Genomic DNA, 22,282 nt, shown 5'->3' with positions numbered 1-22,282 from the left:
TGGGATGAGTGCTAATAATCTGTTTGTTTTCTCAAAATTCAAGGGTTTTGCTGTAAAAAAATTAATTTCGGTGGAAATTACGGCAGCAGATTGATGGCTAAGACTGAAATTTCATCAAAAAATTGCATTGCTGCATTATGGGCTGAGTGCTTTAAGCCGGAATTTTAGACAGTTGACGACGCACAGAAAGATAGGCTCCACACAAACCAAGTAGTTTGCTGATCAAAATTAAGCCTAGACTAGGCAGAAGGCCGAGTGGGCTTAAATGAAATTCTGATGCATATAATTTAGCAAATTCAGCAATCGCTTGATTTAAGGGTTGCAATGAAAGTGCAACCAAGCCCAAGGCCAAACAACCAGCGAGCACACCTAACATTGCACCGGTGTAGTAATACGGTTTATGAATAAAACCATTAGTCGCCCCTAACATGCGGCTGACGCTGATTTCAGCTTGATGTGAGATGACTTGCAGACGTGTCGCATTAAAAATCACGACGATAACAACCACAGCCAAAGTACCCGCTAAAAACAGCAAAGCCATTTGCAAGACCTGTAAAAGTGCCGCTAAGCGCTTGACCCAAGCTGAATCGACTTGCACCACATCGACGTGATCGAGACCTTGTAAGGCGCTGGTCAATTGTTCAACTTTAGCGCTATCTGCACTGGATAAAGACAGGACAAACGCATCCGGCAGTGGATTACCGCCCAAGGTGGCCAGAACTTCGGCAAGATTATTTGTACCTTCCATTGCGGCCAAGGCTTTGTCTTTCGGCACAAAGCGTAACTTTGCCGTGATTTGTAAATCTTTTAAAGTTTTTTTGATCGGCGCTTGCAATGCTGCGGCATCAGCACTTGCTAATTCTGGTTTCAGAAAAATACTGACTTCGGGCTCGATTGATAGCTGCGATGCGACTGGACGAATATTTTCTAACACAGTTAAGCCAGCGATCGGTAAAGACAAGGCAATGGCGATCACCAATACATTGAATAAAAAATTACCCGGCGCGGCGCGTAAATGCGTGAGTGCGCTGCGCATGGCATAGGCATGTTGACGGAACCAATTGGTCATAGTGAATATGTATCCTTGAAGTCTGACTTAAGCGGCAACAACTGACTCAACTGCGGAAGTCCAAGAGTCGGTAACTTCGCCCTTGCTTAAATAAATGACGCGATTCGCTTGCTCTAAAAACTGTTCATCGTGGCTAGAAATAATACAAGTCACGCCCGAGCGTTGAAATGCCTTTAAGGCATTGATTACGATGATGGCATTATCACGATCTAAATAAGCGGTTGGCTCATCGGCCAAAATGATTTTGGGACGATTGACGATCGCGCGCGCAATTGCGACGCGTTGTTGCTCACCGCCAGACAAAGCGAGAGGAGATGCATGTGCTTTATCGAGAATATTCAGGCGATCTAATGCCGCGCGCGCACGTGTTTCCGCCTCTGTCGTTGACTCACCGACCACTATCATCGGCAACATCACATTGGCTAAAACACTGCGATCTAATAGCAAACCTTGTCCCTGTAAAATCAGTCCTAATTTACGACGTAAATAAGGCAGGCTGCTAGCTTTTAATTGACCCAAATTTTGACCATTCATTAACACCGTGCCGCTGCTAGGTTTTTCTAAACCAGCGATCATGCGCAATAGCGTTGATTTGCCAGCACCGGATGGTCCCGCTAAGAAAACTAGTTCGCCATCACCGATAGTTAAGGATACGTCTCTTAGGGCATAGATGTCGTTGCCAAAGGCTTTACTGACATGTTGGAATTCAATCATCGTGAACTTTCCTTCGTCGTATTTTTGGCGGTATTACTGTAATAGCGCGTCAACAAATTCTTGTGCGTTGAAGGCTTGTAAATCTTCAATTTGTTCGCCGACGCCAATAAAGTACACAGGAATAGGGCGGGTTTTTGCAATCGCAGCTAGCACGCCGCCTTTGGCTGTACCATCGAGCTTGGTGATGATTAGACCTGTTAATTGCAAGGCGTCGTCGAATGCTTTAACTTGAGTTAGTGCATTTTGGCCAGTGTTACCATCAATCACCAAGACGACTTCTTGTGGTGCACCATCCATACCTTTGCCAATCACACGTTTGATTTTTTTGAGTTCTTCCATCAAGTGTAATTGGGTTGGTAGTCGACCAGCGGTATCAACCATAGCGACGTTGGTGCCGCGTGCCTTCGCAGAAGCAACAGCGTCGAATGCAACTGCTGCTGGATCGCCAGACTCTTGTGCAATCACCGTAATATTATTGCGTTCACCCCAGACCATTAACTGTTCGCGAGCGGCGGCGCGGAAAGTATCACCCGCCGCCAAGACCACCGATTGATTATGTGCATGCATGTGTTTGGCGAGTTTGCCTATGGTGGTGGTTTTCCCTGCGCCATTCACACCAGCGATCATCATGACCAAAGGCTGATAACGACCTAGTTCAAAAGGTTTTTGCAAAGGTTTGAGTAGGTCGAGTAACAAAACTTTCAGTGCAGCTTTGACTTGCTCAGCTTCAGTTAATTTTTCTTCTTTGACTTTGCGTTTTAAATTGTCGAGTAGATACATGGTTGCTTCTACACCTGCATCCGCAGTGAGTAAAGCAGCTTCTAATTCGTCATACAAATCATCGTCAATCTTAGCGCCAACAAATAGCGTGGTTAAACTGGATGACGTTTTGGCTAAACCTTGTTTTAGGCGCGCAATCCAAGAGAGTTTGGCAGGCGTGCTTTCTGGTTTGTCTTCTGCTTTTGTTTCAACTGGAGCTTCGGCTTGAACTTCAATTTGAGCTGTCGCAGTAGCGGACTCGATCTGGCCGCTCTGATGTGAGGTAATTGGGGTATTTGGGGTTTCTGAGGCAGCTGGAGTTGCAACGACTTCAGGTGTTTTTTTTCTAAAAAAGCTAAACATTGATGAACTTGTACTCAAAAATAGTGTTGAGAGATTTCGCAAAGACTGGAGTGCCGGCTAAGACAATTCGGTGAAGTCGGTTGCCGATCATCGGAGAAATGCAAAGCGTGTGCGAAAAACCTTTAGAATGCTGCCATTCTAACAGAGCCTTACCGCGATTTTTCGCCCCCCGCTATGAATCACATCAAGAAACGCCACAATCCAAGCGCATCATCAAGCAAGCCAGCCAAGCATGCCAAAGCAAGTCATCAAGTCCGCATCATTGGTGGCGAGTGGAAACGTACGCCTTTGACTGTGATTGATGGCGAGGGTTTGCGACCGACACCTGACCGGGTGAGAGAAACGCTGTTTAATTGGTTGAATCATGTGTGGGATGGTCAATGGCAGCAACTGTCATGCTTAGACGTTTTTGCTGGCAGTGGTGCGTTGGGATTTGAGGCTGCTAGTCGTGGCGCAAAAAAAGTGACCATGTTTGAGGCTTTTCCTGCGGCATTTGCCCAACTACAGCAGGTCAAGGAAAAACTCAAAGCGGATCAAATTTACTTGCAGCGTGGTGATGCGTTGGTATTGTTAAAAAGCTTATTTGCTAAAACCGACAAGTTCGAAGTGATTTTTCTTGATCCGCCATTCAATTTGGGCTTCTTGGAAAAAGTGTTGCCGCTATGCGTAGATTTGTTGGCGCCAAATGGCGTTTTGTATGTGGAATCGGAGCAAGCCTTCGCAAGCTTGGCTACAACGCAGACGATGAGGTGGCAAGTGCTGAGAGAAGATAAAGCGGGGAGTGTGTACTTTCATTTGTTGCAACGCAACACGGATTCCGGTGAAGCCGCTTAAAATCTGGGATAATGCCCGTCTAAAATAATCGCTAAGTCGCGTTTTACCAAGTGAACTTAGTAAAAATAATATCGCAAACATCACCACACCAAGGGAATCGTTATGGTCACAGCCGTTTATCCAGGAACATTTGATCCGCTGACCCGCGGACATGAAGACTTAGTGCGTCGTGCCTCTGGCTTGTTCGACACACTGATCGTCGGTGTGGCAGATAGTAAAAATAAAAAACCTTTCTTCTCTTTAGAAGAGCGCCTGAGTATTGCCAATGAAGTGCTAGGGCATTATCCGAATGTGCGGGTTGAGAGTTTTTCTGGCTTATTGAAAGATTTTGTCCGTAAGAACGACGCTCGTGTGATCGTGCGTGGCTTGCGTGCGGTGTCTGATTTTGAATATGAGTTTCAAATGGCGGGTATGAATCGCTATCTATTACCCGATGTCGAAACGATGTTTTTAACGCCATCTGACCAATATCAATTTATTTCTGGCACCATCGTGCGTGAGATTGCGCAATTTGGTGGTGACGTTTCAAAATTTGTGTTTCCTTCGGTCGATGCTTGGCTGAGGAAAAAAATCGCTGAACAAGGTAAATAAAAAACCTTGTTCAGCGATTTATTTAGTAAATCGTTTTATGTGTAGTTTCTCAGCAATAAAGTAATCAAGTAACGAAGATCAATATGGCACTATTAATTACCGACGATTGCATCAATTGTGATGTGTGTGAACCTGAATGCCCGAACGAAGCGATTTACATGGGGCCAGAGATTTACGAAATTGATCCGAATAAATGCACGGAATGTGTTGGTCATTACGATGAGCCACAATGTCAGCAAGTTTGCCCAGTTAGCTGTATTCCATTTAATCCAGCGTGGCGCGAGACCAAAGAGCAATTGATGGCGAAGTACGAAGCCTTGCAAGCTGCGGCTAAAAAACACTAATCTTCTACCGCTTCTCGAACACAATTTCTTCCTTGTTCTTTTGCTTCATAAAGCGCGCGATCTGCTCGTAACAAGAGGGATTGCGCTGCATTCTCGATCTCTCCTAAATTATGATCTTCAGATAAGCTGGCGATGCCGATTGATAAGGTGACGTCGCAAAGTCCGGTCATACTCAGAAGGAAACTCTTATCCGCGATACTTTTACGTATGCGCTCCGCGACATGACGTGCATTCTCGCGGTTGGTGTTGACCAATAGAACGACAAATTCTTCACCGCCAAAACGACCGATGGTGTCACTCAGTCGCAGTTCTGCTTTAATCCGTTTCGCTGCTTCTTTAAGGACTTCATCACCACCTTGATGACCATGAATGTCGTTGATCTTTTTAAAGTGATCGATGTCCAAATACATGCATGCGATGCCGTAATGTTGACGACGTGCGCGTGCAATCTCTTCCAACATACGTTGCTCCACACAACGCCGATTGCTGACATTGGTTAAGGCATCAGTGAGACCGATTTGCGTTAGACGTTCGCTGTTGATCACATTTTCTAAGCAAATCGCAATAATTGAGCCGAGGCGTTCGATAAAATCTGTACCCATGTCAGCTGTAAAGCGTTCGCTATCTTTACTTCCTAAATTTAAACAGCCTAACAATTTGGTTTGTCGAATCAAGGGAATAATCGCGACGCTTTTCGGCATCTCAAAGCAGGGCGCGAACAAACTGTGGTGTTGCTCAGCATCGTAGGCGCTTACGACTGATTTGCGTAAAGGCTTGCCGCCGAGTTGCAGGTCGCTCTCAGAATTAGCGAACAACAGAAAAGGGAATTCGTTACGATCAATTTTTAGATCAGCCAGCATCTCTTGCAAATTATGTTGGGTATTGACTAGGCATAATGTGACTTGATCAAGTTCGCATATCGACGCCAATGTAACGAAGATGTGTTGAATCAATTCACGAAAACTATGCGCACCAATTAGTTGCAGATCAAGTGTTTGATGACGATTTAAGATGTTCTGATTGTGACGCGCTTCGTTGATGAAGTCTTGCAGCTGAGCACGCATTAGCATCATTTCTCGGTGCGTAGGATCGCTGGCATGGCTGGTGCTAGGAGTAAGTGACTTGTCCATAAATTTCTCGCGTACAGATGTATCAATCAAGGCGGTCTACATCAATGCTATAACTGTATCATGTGCTTGGATATGCTGGAATCAACTTACACTTTTTAACATGCGAGCGACATGCATACGATTTCGTGACATGGAATATGTCGTCCTAATACTACATAGTTTCCGCAAGGCATAAATCAAGTTGCTTGCTACCAATTGGGCTTAGCTGAATGTACTTTGTAAATTTCTTTTGCGAATTTTTTTCTGCGCTTCAATAATACTTCTCCTCCTAACTCGTCTGTCTTGATCTATGAAATTCTCGTTTCGAACTCTGTTGATATTGTTGTGTTGCTCGTTCTCATTTGCATCGATCTCATTTGCGCAGGAACAAGGCGAGGCGCCTCCGCCACAAGAGAAATCTGATGATGGCGTAACGCAAACGGTAGAGGTAACGAATGCCAAAAACCCTGACTGGAAATCATATCGTGTCATGCTAAAGGGTGTCGATGCATTTGAGAAATTTCATGCGCGCGCGCCGCAAGCATCGCATAAATTTATTTTGAAACCGCGTCGCGCTGAAGTTGAATTGCGTGGGGTGAGTTTGCGTTTATCGACAGATACATTCTCTCGTCCCATTCCAATTGCCGAAGATGGTAGCTTTAGTTTGCCTATCGATTCGCAGGCAAAAGAGCAAAACGCTGAGTTAATGATTAATCGAAAAAAAGATATGTTCCGCTGGTGGCCTTTGGTACGTAGTCCAACAGTGTTGGTGAATCAACGCCGTCTTGGCGATTTGCGTTTGGAGTGCGAAATGTTTTGGGCAATCTATTACGATGACTTGCCTTTTATAGCGAGAAATTTCGTACGAGCTTTAGGTGGTCCTTGCAATACCAAGAAAGTGAGCTTTAGTTTTCCGGCTGAATTTATGGGCTTGAAGGAAGCAACCCTCATCGAAGGTGATCGTCGTCAATCGCTTCCTGTCGATTTATCAAAGTCGAGTTACTCTTTAAGCTTGTTCAATAATGCTTATTCTGATGATGCGGTGATTGAGCTGGTTTATGAAGATAGTAAAACTGAAGCGAGTGAGTCGCGTAAACGCAATTTTAATGGACTAAGTGTCGCGGTGGGGTTGTAGAAGTTGGATCACCTAATCGCACATTGAGAGTAGAGAGCATAAAAAAATCCCACGCTCCGTTTAGTTTGGTACGTGGGATTTTTTATTCGCCCAACGCTGGATGCATTGGACGTGATGAACGGAAATACGATTTAGACGTTGAACAAGAAATTCAAAACATCGCCATCTTTAACAACATACTCTTTACCTTCGGCGCGCATCTTGCCCGCTTCTTTTGCACCTGCTTCGCCTTTGTGTGCGACGTAATCTTCAAATGCGATGGTTTGCGCGCGAATGAAACCGCGCTCAAAATCAGTATGAATAACGCCCGCTGCTTGTGGTGCTGTATCGCCAATATGAATAGTCCAAGCGCGTACTTCTTTTACGCCTGCGGTGAAATAGGTTTGCAGGCCTAATAGTTTAAACGCAGCGCGAATCAAGCGATCTAATCCTGGCTCTTCCATTCCCATGTCTGCTAGGAAAGCGGCTTTATCTTCATCTTCTAAATCCGCAATTTCAGATTCGATCGCGGCACAAATTGCGACGATAGGCGCATTTTGTTTAGCTGCGAATTCGGTCAATTGGTCTAACAAAGGATTATTAGTAAAGCCGTCATCCGACACATTGGCTACATACATTGCTGGTTTGGCTGTGATCAGGCACATCGGCTTGATCAACGCCATTTCTTCTTTGTCTAAGCCCATCGCGCGAATTGGTACCGCGTCATTCAAGCCTGGCATGATTTTCTCAAGCAAGGTAACGAGCTTGAGTGCATCTTTGTCGCCAGAGCGTGCTTTTTTATTTTCGCGATGAATCGCTTTTTCCACTGAGCCCATGTCAGCTAAGCATAACTCGGTTTGAATAACCTCGATATCATCTAACGGGCTTACTTTGCCGGCAACGTGAATTACGTTGTCGTCTTCAAAGCAGCGAACTACGTTCACAATCGCATCGGTTTCGCGGATGTGTGCAAGAAATTGATTGCCTAAGCCTTCGCCCTTGGAAGCACCTGCAACCAAGCCGGCGATATCGACAAACTCCACAATCGCATTTTGTACGCGTTCTGGTTTAACGATTTCAGACAACTGTTTTAGGCGCGGATCAGGTACTTCGACGACGCCAACATTTGGTTCGATCGTGCAGAAAGGATAGTTTTCGGCTGGGATACCTGCTTTTGTTAAGGCATTAAAAAGCGTAGATTTGCCGACATTGGGTAGGCCGACGATGCCGCATTGGAGACTCATAATGAACTTTGCTTAAAAATATTCACGCAAAATCGGGATTGCGCAAATGGAAAGATTATTGGATTTAATCCGACATTTTACACTATGTGCTTTTCAGCGCGACTAGTTTGCGCCATTGTATGCTTCGTTGCGCTATGGGTTGGTACGCAAATGATAAGCGATACGTGAGGTGGATAAACGATGTAGAAAGATGCCTAACATAATTGCAGCCACTGTTAATCCGAGCACTAAGCCAATCCAGAAACCGCTGGCTTCCATCGGTTTTGCTGGGTGCCAAGGCATCCAATCTGGTGCTAATCCCAAGACTAATCCTATCGGCATTGCGAAACCATAAAACGCCATGATGTGAATGAACATCGGGATGCGCGTGACTTTGTAGCCGCGCAGTGCGCAAGAGATGGTAATTTGCGCTGCATCTGAAAGCTGGAAAATTGCAGCAAGCAATAAGAGATTTGCGGTGACTTCTTGAATCATCGGATCTGAAGTATAAGCCGCGACAACTTCATAACGTAACAGCGTCATCATGCTCGCTGAAATGACGGCAAAAACTAAAGAAACACCAACCCCTGTCCACGATACAAAGCGCGCATGAACGACATCACCTTCACCTAAAGTTTGGCTAACGCGGGTTGTGAGCGCAATGCCTAAACTCATCGGCACCATGAATACTAGAGACGAAAAATTCAAAGCAATTTGATTCGCTGAAATCGCTACAACGCCGAAGCGTGCCACCAATAGACCGACGGCGGAGAATGCCGACACTTCGGCAAAGTAAGTAACGCCAATTGGTAAGCCTATGCGCAACATAGAGCGAATTTCTACCCAGTTTGGTTTTTCTCTGTGTGTGAAAGGGAAGGTTCGTTTATAGATCGGCGAATGGTGTATCCACCAAAGCATGGCTCCTAACATTAGCCACATTGCAATCCCGGTTGCCATTGCAGAACCCGTGGAACCAAGCTGCGGCAGTCCAAATTTACCGTAGATGAATAGGTAGTTGACGATCACATTGAATATCAAACCAAGGATCGCAATCATCATAATTGGCTTGGTTTCGTTCAGACTTGTGGTGTAGCTATACAGCGCTCGGTACATGGCGAAGGCGGGCATGCCTATGCTGATCACGCGCACAAATTCGGTGGCTTTTTTCTGAACAAAGGGATCAAGTTGCAAGTAACTAAATACATGCGTTGATAAATTGAGAATCAGGCAGGCAATCATGCCAACACCAAATGCCATCCACATGGATTGGCGCATGATGTGGGGGATTTTTTCGAATGCGCCGGCACCTACCTCGTGCGCAACCACGGCGTTAATTGAAATCATCACGCCCATGACGGTCACTAAGATAATGGACCAGAGCGATGCGCCGAGCGCTACCGCGGCTAGGTCTTCTGCACTCAGATGCCCAGTCATGGCGACATCGGCAACAGACATACCAACTGTTGCAAGTTGACCAATGAGTACAGGCCATGCAATTTGCCAAAGCTTCGCAAGCTCGGTACGTATTTTGGTTTTCATGGGTGGGAAATAAGATTCTTCTATTGCGAAGCATCTTACCTGATGTGCCAATTTTGTTGGTTGTCGGACATTGAAAAATTTTGATAAAAAAACTTGACTTCTGATTAGAGTGAAATTAAAGTGATATCACTTTGATTTCATATGAATCGTTTTGTAATTTCATCAGATCACTTAATCTAACGGAGAAAATGATGGTTCAAGAGAAGCAGTTATCGACAAAAAAGATTATTCAAGAGCGCCAATTACAATCAAAAAATGGTTATGCAATGTTGGGTTTAGGCGTGTTCTTGCAAGTTGCTGGCGTTGCGCTATTGCTTAATGCGAGTGAGCACACGCTAGTGAGTGTGGTTGCAAAGTTGTTATTGAACGTGATTGGCACGATGATTTTTGCAGGCTTGTATATGCTGCAACCAAATGAGGCGGTGTTACTTTCTTTGTTTGGGGATTACAAAGGAACCGACCGTAGTGAAGGTCTGCGTTGGGCAAATTTTTTATATACCAAACGCAAGTTAAGTTTGCGTGCCCGCACTTTGAATACGCCACCGCTTAAAGTGAATGACAAGCGTGGTAATCCGGTGGAGATTGGTGCTGCAATTGTTTGGCGCGTTGAAGAAACAGCTTTAGCAATTTTTAACGTGGATGACTTCGAGCGTTTTGTCCAAGTGCAGGCGGAGGCGGCGATTCGCCATCTTGCGGCACAATATGCTTATGATGATGGTGAAGACTTGGCGACTGGCGAAACTACCTTGCGTGCAGGGATGGACGTGGTTGCCAACGCAATGCGACAAGAATTGCATAACCGGTTTGTCGCTGCAGGGATTGATGTAGAAGATGCCAAGCTTACGCACTTAGCGTATGCGCAGGAAATTGCGCAAGTCATGTTACGTCGTCAGCAAGCTGAAGCGATTATTAGTGCGCGCAAGAAAATTGTGCAAGGTGCTGTCAGCATGGTGGAAGAGGCACTGCAAGGATTGTCGGAGCGTCAAATTGTGGAATTAGATGACGAGCGCAAAGCGGCCATGGTGAGTAACCTATTAGTGGTTTTGTGTTCAGATAAAGAAACGCAGCCGGTGATTAATACAGGTACTTTGTACAATTAAATTCGATTTTGAGTAAGATTTGAGAAAGAGGGGTGCATGATGCAAGCTGTGATGATCATCGTTTTTATTGCCGTATGTGTTGGCATCGCTGCCAAGAAAAAATCTGTTGCAAGGATCGCAGTAGTCGAACCTGCAAACAATGAAGAGTAAACAAATGCCTCAATACGAATCGCGACAATTTTTGCTGTTGTTATGGTTGATACTGCCAATCAGCACGGTCGCGGTCGCCTTGTTTGGTGTAGATGCGCCGCCTGAACAAAGAGCAGCGCAGATGATTCAGCTCGTGGTCTTCATGAGCTTGATCAATTTGATTGCTTTGCTTATTTTCGGTCATTTCACGGTGCAGCTTGACGAACAAACTTTGCGTTGGCACTTTGGGCTATTGAAATGGCCAAGCTGGTGCTTGGCGATCTCGCAGATTCAACGCGTTGAGCTTTGTCGTACACGCTGGTATGAGGGGAAGGGAATACGCCTTACCAGAGAAGGTATGTTGTATAACGCGGCTGGCAATGGCGCAGTACGAATCTACAAGAAAGATGGCAGCAAAATTCGTCTAGGTTCTGCTGAGCCTGAAGTGCTTTATGCAAAATTGCAGGCACGCCTCACTCAATTACAGTAAATCGCCATGGCTAGTCCCGGTAAAAAATCATTTCCACTTCGTATCGACCCTGTGCTTTGGGTCGAGATTGAACGCATGGCAGCGCAAGAATTGCGCAGCGCAAATGCGCAAGTCGAGTACTTGTTGCGTCAGGCTTTGCAGCAACGAGGCAGAAAGCTTGATGCCAAGACGAGCGCTGAGCCCGATAATCAAGGTGATTTGTAACTTCCCCATAGCGCTCAAGAGATCGTTCTCTCTTATCGAAATTTCGCAAATAGCCCCATCGCGCAAATTAATTTCATCTTGCGCAACTTCATACCCTGATGGTTTTTAATTTCTATTCTGCTGCCCAATCTTGTTGATCGTGCTTTTGTTTTTGAAGTTCGGCGATTCACTGCTCAAATTTGCAATTTAATTTTCATAATTTCAAGTGATCTTCCTCAAAACCAATTGAAAATGTTGTGGTAACTAAAATATTTATAGATAGTTTCCGCTTAAATCTTGTATTATTTCAAGTTGCTTCATTTTTGATTGTGAAAAATAACTTTCATAATTGGCAGTGTCACCCTTGCCTCGTACGCTAGGGTGATTACAAAATAGTGGTAGAATTTCAACAAACACAAGAGAGAAACTATGAAACTCAAACAGATGACTAAGGCCTTAATGGCAGTTGGCGTCGTACATGCGATGGTTAGCATTGCGCCAGCTTTTGCTCAAGATACTGCACCAAAAATTCAAAAAATTGAAATTACTGGTTCAAGTATTAAACGTACAAATATTGAGACATCTGCATCCGTGCAAGTGTTAACGCGTGAAGACATCGAGCGTTCTGGTGCAACGACTGCGCTCGGCGTTTTGACTGATTCTGTTGCTGTTGGCACGAGCTTGAATGCAGCATCTAGTTCTTCTGGTAGCTTCGCGACTGGTGCATCTGCAGTCGGTATGCGTGGCTTGGGTAAAGTAGCGACTCTGGTATTGGTTAATGGCCGTCGTATCGCTCCTTATGGCTTGTCCGATGGTGCGCAAGATAACTTCACGGATTTGAACGCAATTGCTGCGGATTCAATTGACCGTGTTGAAATTTTGAAAGATGGCGCATCTGCTATCTATGGTTCAGACGCGATCGCAGGTGTTATTAATATTATTTTGCGTAAAAATTTCCAAGGCGCACAAATCAAAGCAGGTTACACAGGTACAGAAAATCTTTCTGACCGTCGTACACGCAACGTATCAGCAATCTATGGATACGGTGATGTTGCAAAAAATGGCTTCAATACTTATTTGACGATTGAAGGCAATAAGCGCGACGGTTACACCACTGAAGAAATGCGTAACTTGTACCCAGATTGGCATCGTTTAACACCAGGTCGTTCGACTTGGGATGCAAGAAGTTCTTTTTCACCAACTGGTAACTACTTCTTAAGCAGCACCAACATTGTTGCTGCACCTGGTTGCCCAGCAGGTGATATCGATCCAGTTGATAAGCAATGTAAGATGGATATCTTGCAGTACGGTGGTCAAACTACTAACAGCGAACGCTATGCTTTAGCAAGTAACACACGTTTCAAAATTGGCTCAGAGATCGATGCAAATTTCGAAGTTACTTACTCTAAGTCTTTCGACTCTTACATTTTGGCACCATTCAATGTAAGTAATGGTTCAGCTACTTCTTCAAGCAGCATCTGGTACAACGTGTATGGCGGCAAGATGGTTGGCCCATTCAGCTATCCAAAACTCCCAGTTGGCCACCCAAATAACCCATACACAACGCCAGTCGAATATCGCGCACGTATGATGGATACTGGCGATGGTTTTAACTTCAACAAAACTAATTCTGATCAATACCGTGTCATGTTGGCGTTGGACGGCACTTTGGGCAACTATGATTGGAAATCTGCATTCGGCCATATGGAATCGACTGCTGATAAGGTAACACGTGCGGTTAGCGCTAAAGGTTACACCGATGCGATCATTAACAAGACCTATGTTTTTGGCAAAAAGAATGACCGTGCCTTGTTAGAGTCCATGTTCCCAATTCGTACGACAAATGGTAAATCTGCGATCACCTTTATGGATGCGACTTTGACTGGTGAATTGATGCAATTGCCAGCTGGTCCATTGTCATTTGCGGTTGGCGCAGATGTGCGTCATGAAGCTTATGAAATGAAGAGCTCTGACAACGTATTGAATGGTGAATTGGTTGGTATTTTCGGCTTGCAAGTGAAAGATTCACGTAACCAATACTCTATCTTCTCAGAAGCGACTATTCCTGTTGTGAAGAACTTCGAAGTAAGTGCAGCTTTGCGTGCGGATAAACAAGGTGACTTCGATGCTCACGTTTCTCCAAAACTCGGCTTGCGTTACACAGTAACTGATGCATTGTTAGTTCGTGCAACAGCATCTGGTGGTTTCCGTGCACCAAACATCGTTGAATCTGGTAATGGTTTGGGTCGTAGCTCAGTATCCAACGGCAACAATGATTTGCGTCGTTGCCCAATCGCGACTACTTTGAATAATCTGATTCAAAGCAACCCAGCGGCAACAACAGCGGATAAAGCTTTGGGTAACAGCTATCGTAACGGCGATTGCTCAGCAAGCTTGCCAAGTTTCGTGTCTTCAAATCCTGATTTGAAACCAGAAACTTCACGTTCGTACACGATGGGTCTGGTATTTGCACCATCTAAACAATGGTCATTTGGTATCGACTACTACAATATCGAACGTAAAGATGAAATCGGCACACGTTCTGTTGTTGACATCTTGAAAGGCGAAGCTACTTTGCCAGCAGGTCAATTGTTGCGTGTTGATAATTCTGCGACAGATAACGAATTCTTGGCATTGGTGAAGAAATACGCACCAACCAATAGCGTTACTTTCCAAAATATCGGCAAATTGGGTATGGTTTACAACCCATACGTGAACACTGGTAAAACACGTGCTTCTGGTTTCGATTTCGACGCGAGAACAACAATCAAGTTGGATAACATTGGTACTTTGCGTTTGAATCTTGATGGTAACTACGAGTTGAAATATCAAACTTTCAGTGTTGCAGATAACACATGGAACAAAAACGTAGTTGGTACTTACGATCGTGGCGGTCAATTGGGTGCAAAAGTGACTGCAGCATTGAAAACTGGTAACTGGGATAATGCCGTTATCGTTAACTATGCAAGTGGATACAGCTCAAATAGCTTGTCTTCCCCAACTTACTGCGTAACGCAAAAAGTAGCGCCAGAAAATATGGCAACTTGTGAGCGTATCGATGCAAGTACGTTTGTGAACTACAGCTTGTCATACACTGGCATTAAAAATACAAAACTGAACTTCTTCGTTGGTAATGTATTTGCGGCAGAAAACCCAACCGACTGGCGCGGTGGTTGGGCACCAAGCTTCCGTACTTTCTATGTGAACGGTACTTACAAGTTCTAAGAAACGGATGGCAGCATTTGAGCAGAATGTAAGTTCTGCTCAAGTAAAAATGCCCGTTGCATGATAAGTGCAACGGGCATTTTGTTTTGTGTTTTTTATTTAGATTATTTTGAGACGGTATGTAATTTCGTCATCGCGTCCGCAAACTCGCCTTTGATCAGCATGGGAATAATTTCCAAACCACGTGCAATTGATTCATCAATCAACGGTTGTTCCTCTTTACGTGGTCTATGCAAAACAAAATCAGCAACACCTTGCTGCAAATTCAAAGTGCGCGGATGACCAATGCCGATCCGCATACGCCAATAGTCTTGTGTACCCAGTGCCGCGGTGATGTCCTTGAGGCCGTTGTGCCCGCCCGATGAGCCGCCTTTTTTTAGTTTGGCTAAACCTGGTGCGATATCGAGTTCGTCGTGCACGACTAAAACTTGTTCTGGCGTGATCTTATAGAAACGACAGAGTGCGCCAACCGATTGTCCAGAGCGATTCATAAAAGTCTGTGGCTGCAATAGCCAAACTTCTTCACCTGCAATGCGCGTCTTGGCGACCAGAGCATTGAAATTTTTATCGCGTTGCAAGCTGCTGCCAGCGAGTTGATCGACTAGCCAAAAACCCGCGTTGTGGCGGGTTTGTTCATATTCAGGGCCGGGGTTGCCTAGGCCTACGATTAGTTTGATGCTCATAATAATTTGACCGAATTTTGATATTGCAACTCCCTTCTCCCGCAAGCGGGAGAAGGGGCGGGGATGAGGGGGCTCGGATCACAGCAAACGATGATTTCTGTCTATATGCCGATTTTTTGATAGATGCTTTGAACAAGCATTCGACCTATCTGAACTTCCCTCACCCCAACCCTCTCCCGCATACGAGAGAGGGAGCCTTATACATTGCTAGGGATTTTACTTCTTCTTCAACAGCGGCAACAAATAATGCCCAGTCACGCTATGCTCATTCGCGGCGACATCTTCTGGCGTACCACTCGCAATAATTCGTCCACCGCCAGCACCGCCTTCTGGTCCCATATCAACAATCCAATCCGCGGTTTTAATCACATCGAGATTGTGTTCAATAATGACCACGGTATTGCCCTGATCACGTAAGCGATGAATGACTTTTAACAGCAGAGCGATATCGTGGAAATGCAAACCTGTGGTTGGTTCATCCAAGATGTACAAAGTGCGTCCTGTGTCGCGTTTGGATAACTCTAGTGATAATTTGACGCGCTGTGCTTCCCCCCCAGAGAGCGTCGTCGCACTTTGTCCGAGACGGATATAACCTAAACCGACATCCAACAGGGTTTGCAATTTACGAGCGATTAAGGGCACTGGTTTGAAGAATTCATGCGCATCTTCTACCGTCATTTCTAAAATCTCGTGGATATTTTTACCCTTGTATTGCACTTCCAAAGTTTCGCGGTTGTAGCGTTTGCCGTGACAGACATCGCAAGGTACATACACATCAGGTAAGAAGTGCATTTCGACTTTGATCACGCCATCACCTTGGCAAGCTTCGCAGCGTCCGCCTTTGACGTTGAACGAGAATCGTCCGGCACTGTAGCCGCGCTCTTTGGCAACCGGTACGGTCGCAAACAAATCGCGTATCGGTGTGAATAGACCTGTATAAGTCGCAGGATTCGAGCGTGGTGTACGTCCGATAGGCGCTTGGTCAACCGAGATGACTTTGTCGAAGTGTTCAAGTCCGCTGATGCTCTCAAATGCAGCAGGTTCCGTTTGCGAACCATACAGATGACGTGATGCTGCCAAGTACAAAGTATCGTTGACCAAGGTAGATTTGCCGGAGCCAGAAACGCCAGTCACACAAGTCAGTAGACCGACGGGTAACTTCATCGTGACTTTTTTTAAGTTGTTGCCTGTGGCACCAGCGATTACGAATTGTTTTTCGGGATTAAATGCAGTGCGTTTCTTCGGTACTTCAATTGCCAAGTCGCCCGACAAATATTGTGCCGTTAAAGAGCGCTTGCTTTGCATGATATCGTCGAGTGAACCTTGGGCGATCACTTCACCGCCATGCACACCAGCACCAATTCCCATATCGACAATAAAGTCAGCGCAACGAATCGCGTCTTCATCGTGTTCTACAACGAGCACACTATTGCCGATATCGCGCAAATGTTTGAGCGTGCCGATCAATCGATCATTATCACGTTGATGTAGGCCAATGGATGGTTCATCCAACACATACATCACACCGGTTAAGCCCGAACCAATTTGTGAGGCAAGACGAATCCTTTGCGCTTCGCCGCCCGACAAAGTATCTGCGCTGCGATCCAGCGACAAATAATCAAGGCCGACGTTATTTAAGAAAGTGAGGCGAGAACTGATTTCTTTAATGATGCGATCGGCGATGTCGCGTTTGGCGCCTGTTAATTTGAGCTTACCAAAAAACTCCATACCTTCGCGCAAAGGCATCGCGCTGATTTCATAAATCGCGCGCTCTTGTTTGCCCGTGCCGACTTTCACATAGCGCGCTTCCACGCGCAAACGTGCGCCATGGCATGACGGGCATTCTTTTTCATTGATGAATTTTGCTAATTCTTCTTTAACCGCCATCGAATCCGTTTCTCGATAGCGTCTTTGCAGATTGGTGACTACGCCTTCAAATGGGTGTTCTTTAATGACGGTGCGCCCTTTTTCATTCACATAAGTGAAGGGAACACTTTGTTTGCCAGATCCATACAAGACCACTTGTTGCGCTGCTTCTGGCAATTGTTCAAACGGCAGATCCAGATCGAAATCATAGAAGGCCGCTAGATTCGACAACATCTGGAAATAGAATTGATTGCGTCTATCCCAGCCTTTGACCGCGCCACTCGCTAAGGACAAATTCGGAAAAGCGACGATGCGCTTAGGGTCAAAGAATTCGATGTGACCAAGACCATCACACTCAGGGCAAGCGCCCATAGGATTATTGAATGAGAACAAGCGAGGTTCGAGTTCTTGCAAACTATAGCCGCAAGTCGGGCAAGCGAATTTATTCGAGAATAATTGCTCGTGTCCGCTATCCATATCAACGACTAAGGCACGACCTTCAGCGATACGCAAGCAGGTTTCAAATGATTCGGCTAAACGCTGTTTGATTTCGGCTTTGACCTTGACGCGATCCACTACCACATCAATCGTATGTTTTTCGGTCTTCTTGAGTTTAGGTAAATCATCGACATCGTAGATCTTCGCAGCATGCGTGCCGCTTTGCACACGGAAGCGCACAAAACCTTGTGCCTGCATTTGCTCAAATAAATCGACGTGCTCACCTTTGCGATTTGAGACTACCGGCGCCAAGATCATCAGCTTGCTGTCTTCTGGCATCGCTAACACCGCATCGACCATTTGCGAGACGGATTGCGCTGCAAGAGGATTTTCTGGATGATCGGGGCAATAGGGTGTGCCAACGCGCGCGTATAGCAAACGTAAGTAGTCGTGAATCTCTGTCACCGTGCCGACCGTCGAACGCGGATTATGTGAAGTCGCTTTTTGTTCAATCGAAATCGCAGGTGATAAACCTTCGATCAAATCGACATCGGGCTTTTCCATTAATTGCAAAAACTGGCGCGCGTAAGCCGACAAAGATTCAACATAACGGCGCTGGCCTTCCGCATATAAAGTATCGAAAGCCAGTGAGGATTTGCCAGAACCCGATAAGCCTGTGATCACCACCAGTTTATTACGTGGCAAATCGAGATTAATGTTTTTCAGATTATGCGTACGCGCACCACGAACCCGGATCGCATCCTTTTTGGGGAGCGGCATGTCCACCTGATCGAATTCGATTTCTGCCGGTGCGGACTTAAGGGACTTCTTAGTTTTGCTAATGGTCATGAAACATTTCCTGCGTATGATGGTCGATCAATAAGGATTCAAAATGCTATAAAAAGTAGAAATTTTCTTTAATTTGCTGCGCGTGCCATCGCCAGATCAATTTTTTGTGATGAAATTTAAGCCAAATCAATGTGTGAAATGCAATTAAGCCGCGCAAGCTTGCCGCATTTTGAAATGAAAAGCGAGCAACCTGATACTATAACGGGTTTTCAAAAATAAGCGCGAGTGTCGCTGTAAATAGTCCTCAGAATCATGGTTCCGGCTGACCCGTACTCGTTATTTTGCTTTTTGCAATGCTGTTAATCGTCTTATGAATAGTGCAACACCTATGAGCACAGATTCGCTCTCATCAACTATCGCTTCTAGCAAAATGTCCGCGTCCGAAATCCGTGCTGGCGCATCTTTGGCATCGATCTTCGCTTTACGCATGTTCGGCTTATTTTTGATTTTGCCGATCTTCGCAATTCATGCCAAAACTCTGCCAGATGGCGATAACACCGCATTAGTCGGAATGGCGATGGGTGTATATGGTTTAACCCAAGCTTGCTTGCAGATTTTGTTCGGCATGGCGTCGGATAAGTATGGACGCAAGCCAGTAATTATCGCTGGGTTGATTTTATTTGCACTCGGCGCGGTGATTGCAGCGATGTCGAATACTGTGATGGGCATTTTGATTGGACGCGCAGTGCAGGGCGCAGGCGCAATTTCTGCGGCGATTACGGCATTGTTGGCCGACACTACACGAGAAGAGCATCGCACCAAGGCAATGGCGATGGTGGGTGGATCAATCGGGATTAGTTTTGCTTTGTCACTGGTGTTTGCTCCAGTGTTATATCAGAGTATCGGCATGTCAGGCATTTTCATCATGACCGCGATCATGGCAATTGCTGCTATCGCTGTGGTGATGTGGATTACACCAGATGCACCGTCTTTACCAAGCGCCAAAGTGCCTTTGCTTGATGTGCTAAAAAATTCTGAGCTCATGCGTTTGAATTTAGGCGTGTTTGTATTGCACTTCAGTCAGGTAGCGATGTTTGTGGTTGTGCCATCCGCCTTAGTGCAAACCGTGCATCTGCCGCTAGACAAGCATTGGGAAGTCTATTTGCCAGTCGTATTTGGTTCTTTCTTCGTGATGCTATTCGCGATTATGCGAGGAGAACGTAGCGGCAAAATGAAGCAAGTTTTTATTGCTGCCATTGCTTTGCTGATGCTGGTGCAATTGGGCTTTTGGAGCTTCCTTGACCACGCTTGGATGCTGATTGCGATGTTGTTCGCTTTCTTTCTGGCCTTCAATATTTTGGAAGCGAGTCAGCCTTCCTTGGTTTCTCGTCTCGCGCCACCTTCAGCCAAGGGCGCGGCGCTCGGCGTGTATAACACTTTGCAAGCACTGGGCTTGGCCTGTGGTGGTTTTGTAGGTGGATGGATGAAGCAGCACATCAGCGCTAGTTCCGTCTTCATATTTACTGCAGTTTTATCCTTGATCTGGCTTATAATCGCAAGCCGGATGCCGGAATTGCCTAAGCGCGCCAGCAAACCGAATTCTGCCAATGCGAACGACGCAGCGTCTGCCGGTTAGTTAGCAAAGTCGGAAAAGTAGTAAGCAAAATTGTCCTCCTAAAAGGAAAGCATTTTTGATCTATTGAAACACGCGAGTTACGTTGATAAATTAGCGATAAAGGTAGCAATTCTTATAGAGTGGTAGCGCAAGGCATCAAAACGTAGCAATACACTAGTATTGCGAGGCTTTGTAACACAGCGATGACCTCTAAAATTAGATTGATATGTTATCGCATTGAGAGTAGGAGACATAAATATGGCATCACTAAATAAAGTTCTGATTATTGGCAATCTGGGACGTGATCCAGAAACCCGCTACATGCCAAGTGGCGATGCAATGACCACCATTGCAGTAGCAACCACAGAATCGTGGAAAGACAAACAAACCGGTGAAAAGAAAGAAGCGACCGAATGGCATCGCGTGACTTTCTTTGGCAAATTGGCCGAGATCGCAGGTCAATACCTGAAAAAAGGTTCACAGGTTTACATTGAAGGTAGCTTGCGTACTCGCAAATACACCGACAAAGACGGGGTAGAAAAATACGCAACCGACATTCGTGCCGACGAAATGAAAATGCTAGGCAGTCGCCAAGGCATGGGCGGCGGTGGCGGCGCCCCGATGGATGACGACGGCTACGGCGGCGCTCCAGCCCCACGTCAACAGCAACAATACAGCGCGCCCGTGCAGCAACCACGTCAAGCTCCAGCGCAACGTCCTGCACCGAACTTCTCCGATATGGATGATGATATTCCGTTCTGAAGCGTACCTTAGAATAGATAAGCATTAAGTACCAAATCTAAAACACCCCAATTCAACCCTGTGTTGAATTGGGGTGTTTTTTTATGGAACGTAAAAGAAGTTGCTTCGATTTAACTTGCACTTTTTCAGTTTGCCGCAAGAGTAATTCAAGTGATAAATCCCCTCACCTTCAAGGGGAGGGCTAGGGTGGGGATGGGTTTTGTGGACGAAATCTAGCAAGTAATCGGTATAAACAGAGCCAACTAAGTGGAATTCGGGTTTGCAGAGAGTTAAAACGAATTGGCTTTTCTTTTATGTTCGATTATCTTTGCGACTTGTTAAATTAAATCACGTTAGGCATGTCAAATGAGGCGGATGGCAGCACTCATTCGGTTGATCAAGGAAAACTATCCATACGACAAATTTTTTGAGTCAGTGGGCGAAACATTGCGTCTATCAAAACAGGCCCGCGCGTCTTATCGAGCCTATGACAAGGCGTTCGATTGTATGGATCAAGCGTCTTGGGAAAGACTGTCAAAGAAAGCCGTCGCGCACTTCCGGGATCATCGGAAAGGTCAACTCAAACAGGGATTTTTCAACCAACTAAACGAAGCCTTTGCCTATCAGTTCCTCCTCCGCCAGGGTTATACGCATGTCTCGGTCTTGCCGGAGGACGGCAAAACGACGCCAGACTTGTCATACCGTCACGGTAACGAGACAAGATACTGCGAAGTAAAGAGTATCGGTATTTCAGAGGCGCAGATCAATCGCCGGGAGGCTGAGGAGGGCTTTGACGGATCCATTTACTATGAGCTCAGCGTAGGATTTTTGCGCAAGCTCGACGCTGACTTGACGATGGCCTACAAGCAGATAACCAGCAAGGGATCTGATGGCATAGCCTTCATCGTCGTTATGAGCTTTGATGACTTCACGCTAAGTCACTATGAACGCTATCGAGTGCAAATCGAGCAGCAACTCTCTCAAACCGAGGTTCCAGAGGTTTACGTAAAGGTAGGCTTGTTGGGAGCTAGAATAATTCACAAGCGAGCGCGAAATATTGGTATCTCATCTAAGACTCAATGAGGCACGCGAATGTCTGACCGTCGGTTTAACGCCGATGCCAATATAGGCTAATTTCATGGCCAATGTTGGCCCCCTCCGCCCTTCGGCGCGGGTTAACCAAGGTGTCAACGCTGTATTTTTGCTCCATCAACGACAAAAAAACTCCCGAATACTGTAGAGAGACGTAATGTCTACAACTTGCTCGGATTCATCAAAAATTCCTTGCGGGGAAATATCACAAATTCAAACGAGTTAAGCCCAATTGCACCAACCGTGTCACTGAGCTAACCCTCGTCTGACGC

At 45.7% G+C, this 22,282-nt stretch carries 19 protein-coding genes; 11 read left to right on the top strand and 8 right to left on the bottom strand.

What is annotated here, in order from left to right; translation table 11 throughout:
* Window positions 1-151 precede the first annotated feature (151 nt).
* Genes IE103_RS11810 through ftsY form a run of 3 tightly spaced genes read right to left on the bottom strand, consistent with a single transcriptional unit; the run spans window position 152 to window position 2,905 of the window.
* Window positions 152-1,069, bottom strand: coding sequence for a cell division protein FtsX (locus IE103_RS11810; RefSeq protein WP_189346292.1), 918 nt, complete (start codon window positions 1,067-1,069; stop codon window positions 152-154).
* A 27-nt stretch (window positions 1,070-1,096) separates the two neighbouring features.
* The gene (locus tag IE103_RS11805) at window positions 1,097-1,783 is read right to left on the bottom strand and encodes a cell division ATP-binding protein FtsE (RefSeq protein WP_189346291.1); all 687 of its coding nucleotides are present in this window, start codon (window positions 1,781-1,783) and stop codon (window positions 1,097-1,099) included.
* A gap of 33 nt (window positions 1,784-1,816) precedes the next feature.
* Window positions 1,817-2,905: a signal recognition particle-docking protein FtsY gene (gene ftsY / locus IE103_RS11800; protein ID WP_189346290.1), complete on the bottom strand. Its 1,089-nt coding sequence runs from the start codon at window positions 2,903-2,905 to the stop codon at window positions 1,817-1,819.
* A 174-nt stretch (window positions 2,906-3,079) separates the two neighbouring features.
* Here ftsY and rsmD point away from each other — a divergent pair, with 174 nt between their 5' ends.
* The 3 genes from rsmD to IE103_RS11785 all read left to right on the top strand — a co-directional run bounded on the left by rsmD (window position 3,080) and on the right by IE103_RS11785 (window position 4,674).
* On the top strand, window positions 3,080-3,739 hold the full coding sequence (gene rsmD / locus IE103_RS11795; protein WP_189346289.1) for a 16S rRNA (guanine(966)-N(2))-methyltransferase RsmD: 660 nt from the start codon (window positions 3,080-3,082) through the stop codon (window positions 3,737-3,739).
* Between the two features lie 102 nt (window positions 3,740-3,841).
* On the top strand, window positions 3,842-4,330 hold the full coding sequence (gene coaD / locus IE103_RS11790; protein WP_189346288.1) for a pantetheine-phosphate adenylyltransferase: 489 nt from the start codon (window positions 3,842-3,844) through the stop codon (window positions 4,328-4,330).
* A gap of 83 nt (window positions 4,331-4,413) precedes the next feature.
* Window positions 4,414-4,674: a YfhL family 4Fe-4S dicluster ferredoxin gene (locus IE103_RS11785; protein ID WP_189346287.1), complete on the top strand. Its 261-nt coding sequence runs from the start codon at window positions 4,414-4,416 to the stop codon at window positions 4,672-4,674.
* Here the strand turns inward: IE103_RS11785 and IE103_RS11780 are convergent.
* The gene (locus tag IE103_RS11780; protein WP_229827239.1) at window positions 4,671-5,804 is read right to left on the bottom strand and encodes a GGDEF domain-containing protein; all 1,134 of its coding nucleotides are present in this window, start codon (window positions 5,802-5,804) and stop codon (window positions 4,671-4,673) included. The two genes, IE103_RS11785 and IE103_RS11780, sit on opposite strands and share 4 nt — an antisense overlap.
* 289 nt (window positions 5,805-6,093) lie before the next feature.
* On the opposite strand from IE103_RS11780, the gene IE103_RS11775 reads away from it, so the two are divergent.
* Window positions 6,094-6,918 (top strand): hypothetical protein, encoded by an 825-nt coding sequence (locus tag IE103_RS11775; RefSeq protein WP_189346286.1) that lies wholly within the window; start codon window positions 6,094-6,096, stop codon window positions 6,916-6,918.
* A 131-nt stretch (window positions 6,919-7,049) separates the two neighbouring features.
* Here IE103_RS11775 and ychF read toward each other — a convergent pair whose 3' ends face one another.
* Both ychF and IE103_RS11765 read right to left on the bottom strand, forming a co-directional pair.
* Window positions 7,050-8,141, bottom strand: a complete 1,092-nt coding sequence (ychF, locus tag IE103_RS11770; protein WP_189346285.1) for a redox-regulated ATPase YchF — start codon at window positions 8,139-8,141, stop codon at window positions 7,050-7,052.
* A 132-nt stretch (window positions 8,142-8,273) separates the two neighbouring features.
* Window positions 8,274-9,659, bottom strand: a complete 1,386-nt coding sequence (locus IE103_RS11765) for an MATE family efflux transporter (protein WP_189346284.1) — start codon at window positions 9,657-9,659, stop codon at window positions 8,274-8,276.
* A gap of 188 nt (window positions 9,660-9,847) precedes the next feature.
* On the opposite strand from IE103_RS11765, the gene IE103_RS11760 reads away from it, so the two are divergent.
* The 4 genes from IE103_RS11760 (at window position 9,848) to IE103_RS11745 (ending at window position 14,786) form a co-directional block, all read left to right on the top strand.
* The gene (locus IE103_RS11760) at window positions 9,848-10,759 is read left to right on the top strand and encodes an SPFH domain-containing protein (protein WP_229827238.1); all 912 of its coding nucleotides are present in this window, start codon (window positions 9,848-9,850) and stop codon (window positions 10,757-10,759) included.
* Between the two features lie 154 nt (window positions 10,760-10,913).
* Window positions 10,914-11,378, top strand: coding sequence for a hypothetical protein (locus IE103_RS11755; RefSeq protein WP_189346283.1), 465 nt, complete (start codon window positions 10,914-10,916; stop codon window positions 11,376-11,378).
* Between the two features lie 6 nt (window positions 11,379-11,384).
* Entirely contained in the window at window positions 11,385-11,582 is a 198-nt protein-coding gene (locus tag IE103_RS11750) for a type II toxin-antitoxin system antitoxin (protein WP_189346282.1), read from the top strand.
* Between the two features lie 408 nt (window positions 11,583-11,990).
* Window positions 11,991-14,786 (top strand): TonB-dependent receptor plug domain-containing protein, encoded by a 2,796-nt coding sequence (locus tag IE103_RS11745; protein ID WP_229827237.1) that lies wholly within the window; start codon window positions 11,991-11,993, stop codon window positions 14,784-14,786.
* A 104-nt stretch (window positions 14,787-14,890) separates the two neighbouring features.
* On the opposite strand, the gene pth is transcribed toward IE103_RS11745, so the two are convergent.
* Together pth and uvrA are read right to left on the bottom strand one after the other, a co-directional pair.
* Window positions 14,891-15,469, bottom strand: coding sequence for an aminoacyl-tRNA hydrolase (gene pth / locus IE103_RS11740; RefSeq protein ID WP_189346281.1), 579 nt, complete (start codon window positions 15,467-15,469; stop codon window positions 14,891-14,893).
* A 216-nt stretch (window positions 15,470-15,685) separates the two neighbouring features.
* Complete coding sequence (gene uvrA, locus IE103_RS11735) at window positions 15,686-18,553, bottom strand: excinuclease ABC subunit UvrA (protein WP_189346374.1); 2,868 nt, start codon at window positions 18,551-18,553, stop codon at window positions 15,686-15,688.
* A gap of 397 nt (window positions 18,554-18,950) precedes the next feature.
* On the opposite strand from uvrA, the gene IE103_RS11730 reads away from it, so the two are divergent.
* From IE103_RS11730 to IE103_RS11720, 3 genes are all read left to right on the top strand, one after another.
* Window positions 18,951-20,198, top strand: a complete 1,248-nt coding sequence (locus IE103_RS11730) for an MFS transporter (RefSeq protein WP_229827236.1) — start codon at window positions 18,951-18,953, stop codon at window positions 20,196-20,198.
* Between the two features lie 237 nt (window positions 20,199-20,435).
* A complete protein-coding gene (gene ssb, locus IE103_RS11725; protein ID WP_189346280.1) occupies window positions 20,436-20,939 on the top strand; it encodes a single-stranded DNA-binding protein in 504 nt (167 codons plus the stop codon).
* A 354-nt stretch (window positions 20,940-21,293) separates the two neighbouring features.
* Window positions 21,294-22,001, top strand: a complete 708-nt coding sequence (locus IE103_RS11720; RefSeq protein WP_189346279.1) for a hypothetical protein — start codon at window positions 21,294-21,296, stop codon at window positions 21,999-22,001.
* The last annotated feature ends 281 nt before the right edge of the window (window positions 22,002-22,282 follow it).

The organism is Affinundibacterium macrobrachii (assembly GCF_014652415.1).
GTDB lineage: Bacteria > Pseudomonadota > Gammaproteobacteria > Burkholderiales > Burkholderiaceae_D > Undibacterium > Undibacterium macrobrachii.
Note: the sequence above shows the minus strand (reverse complement) of the source record. Positions and strands in the feature narration are given on the sequence as shown.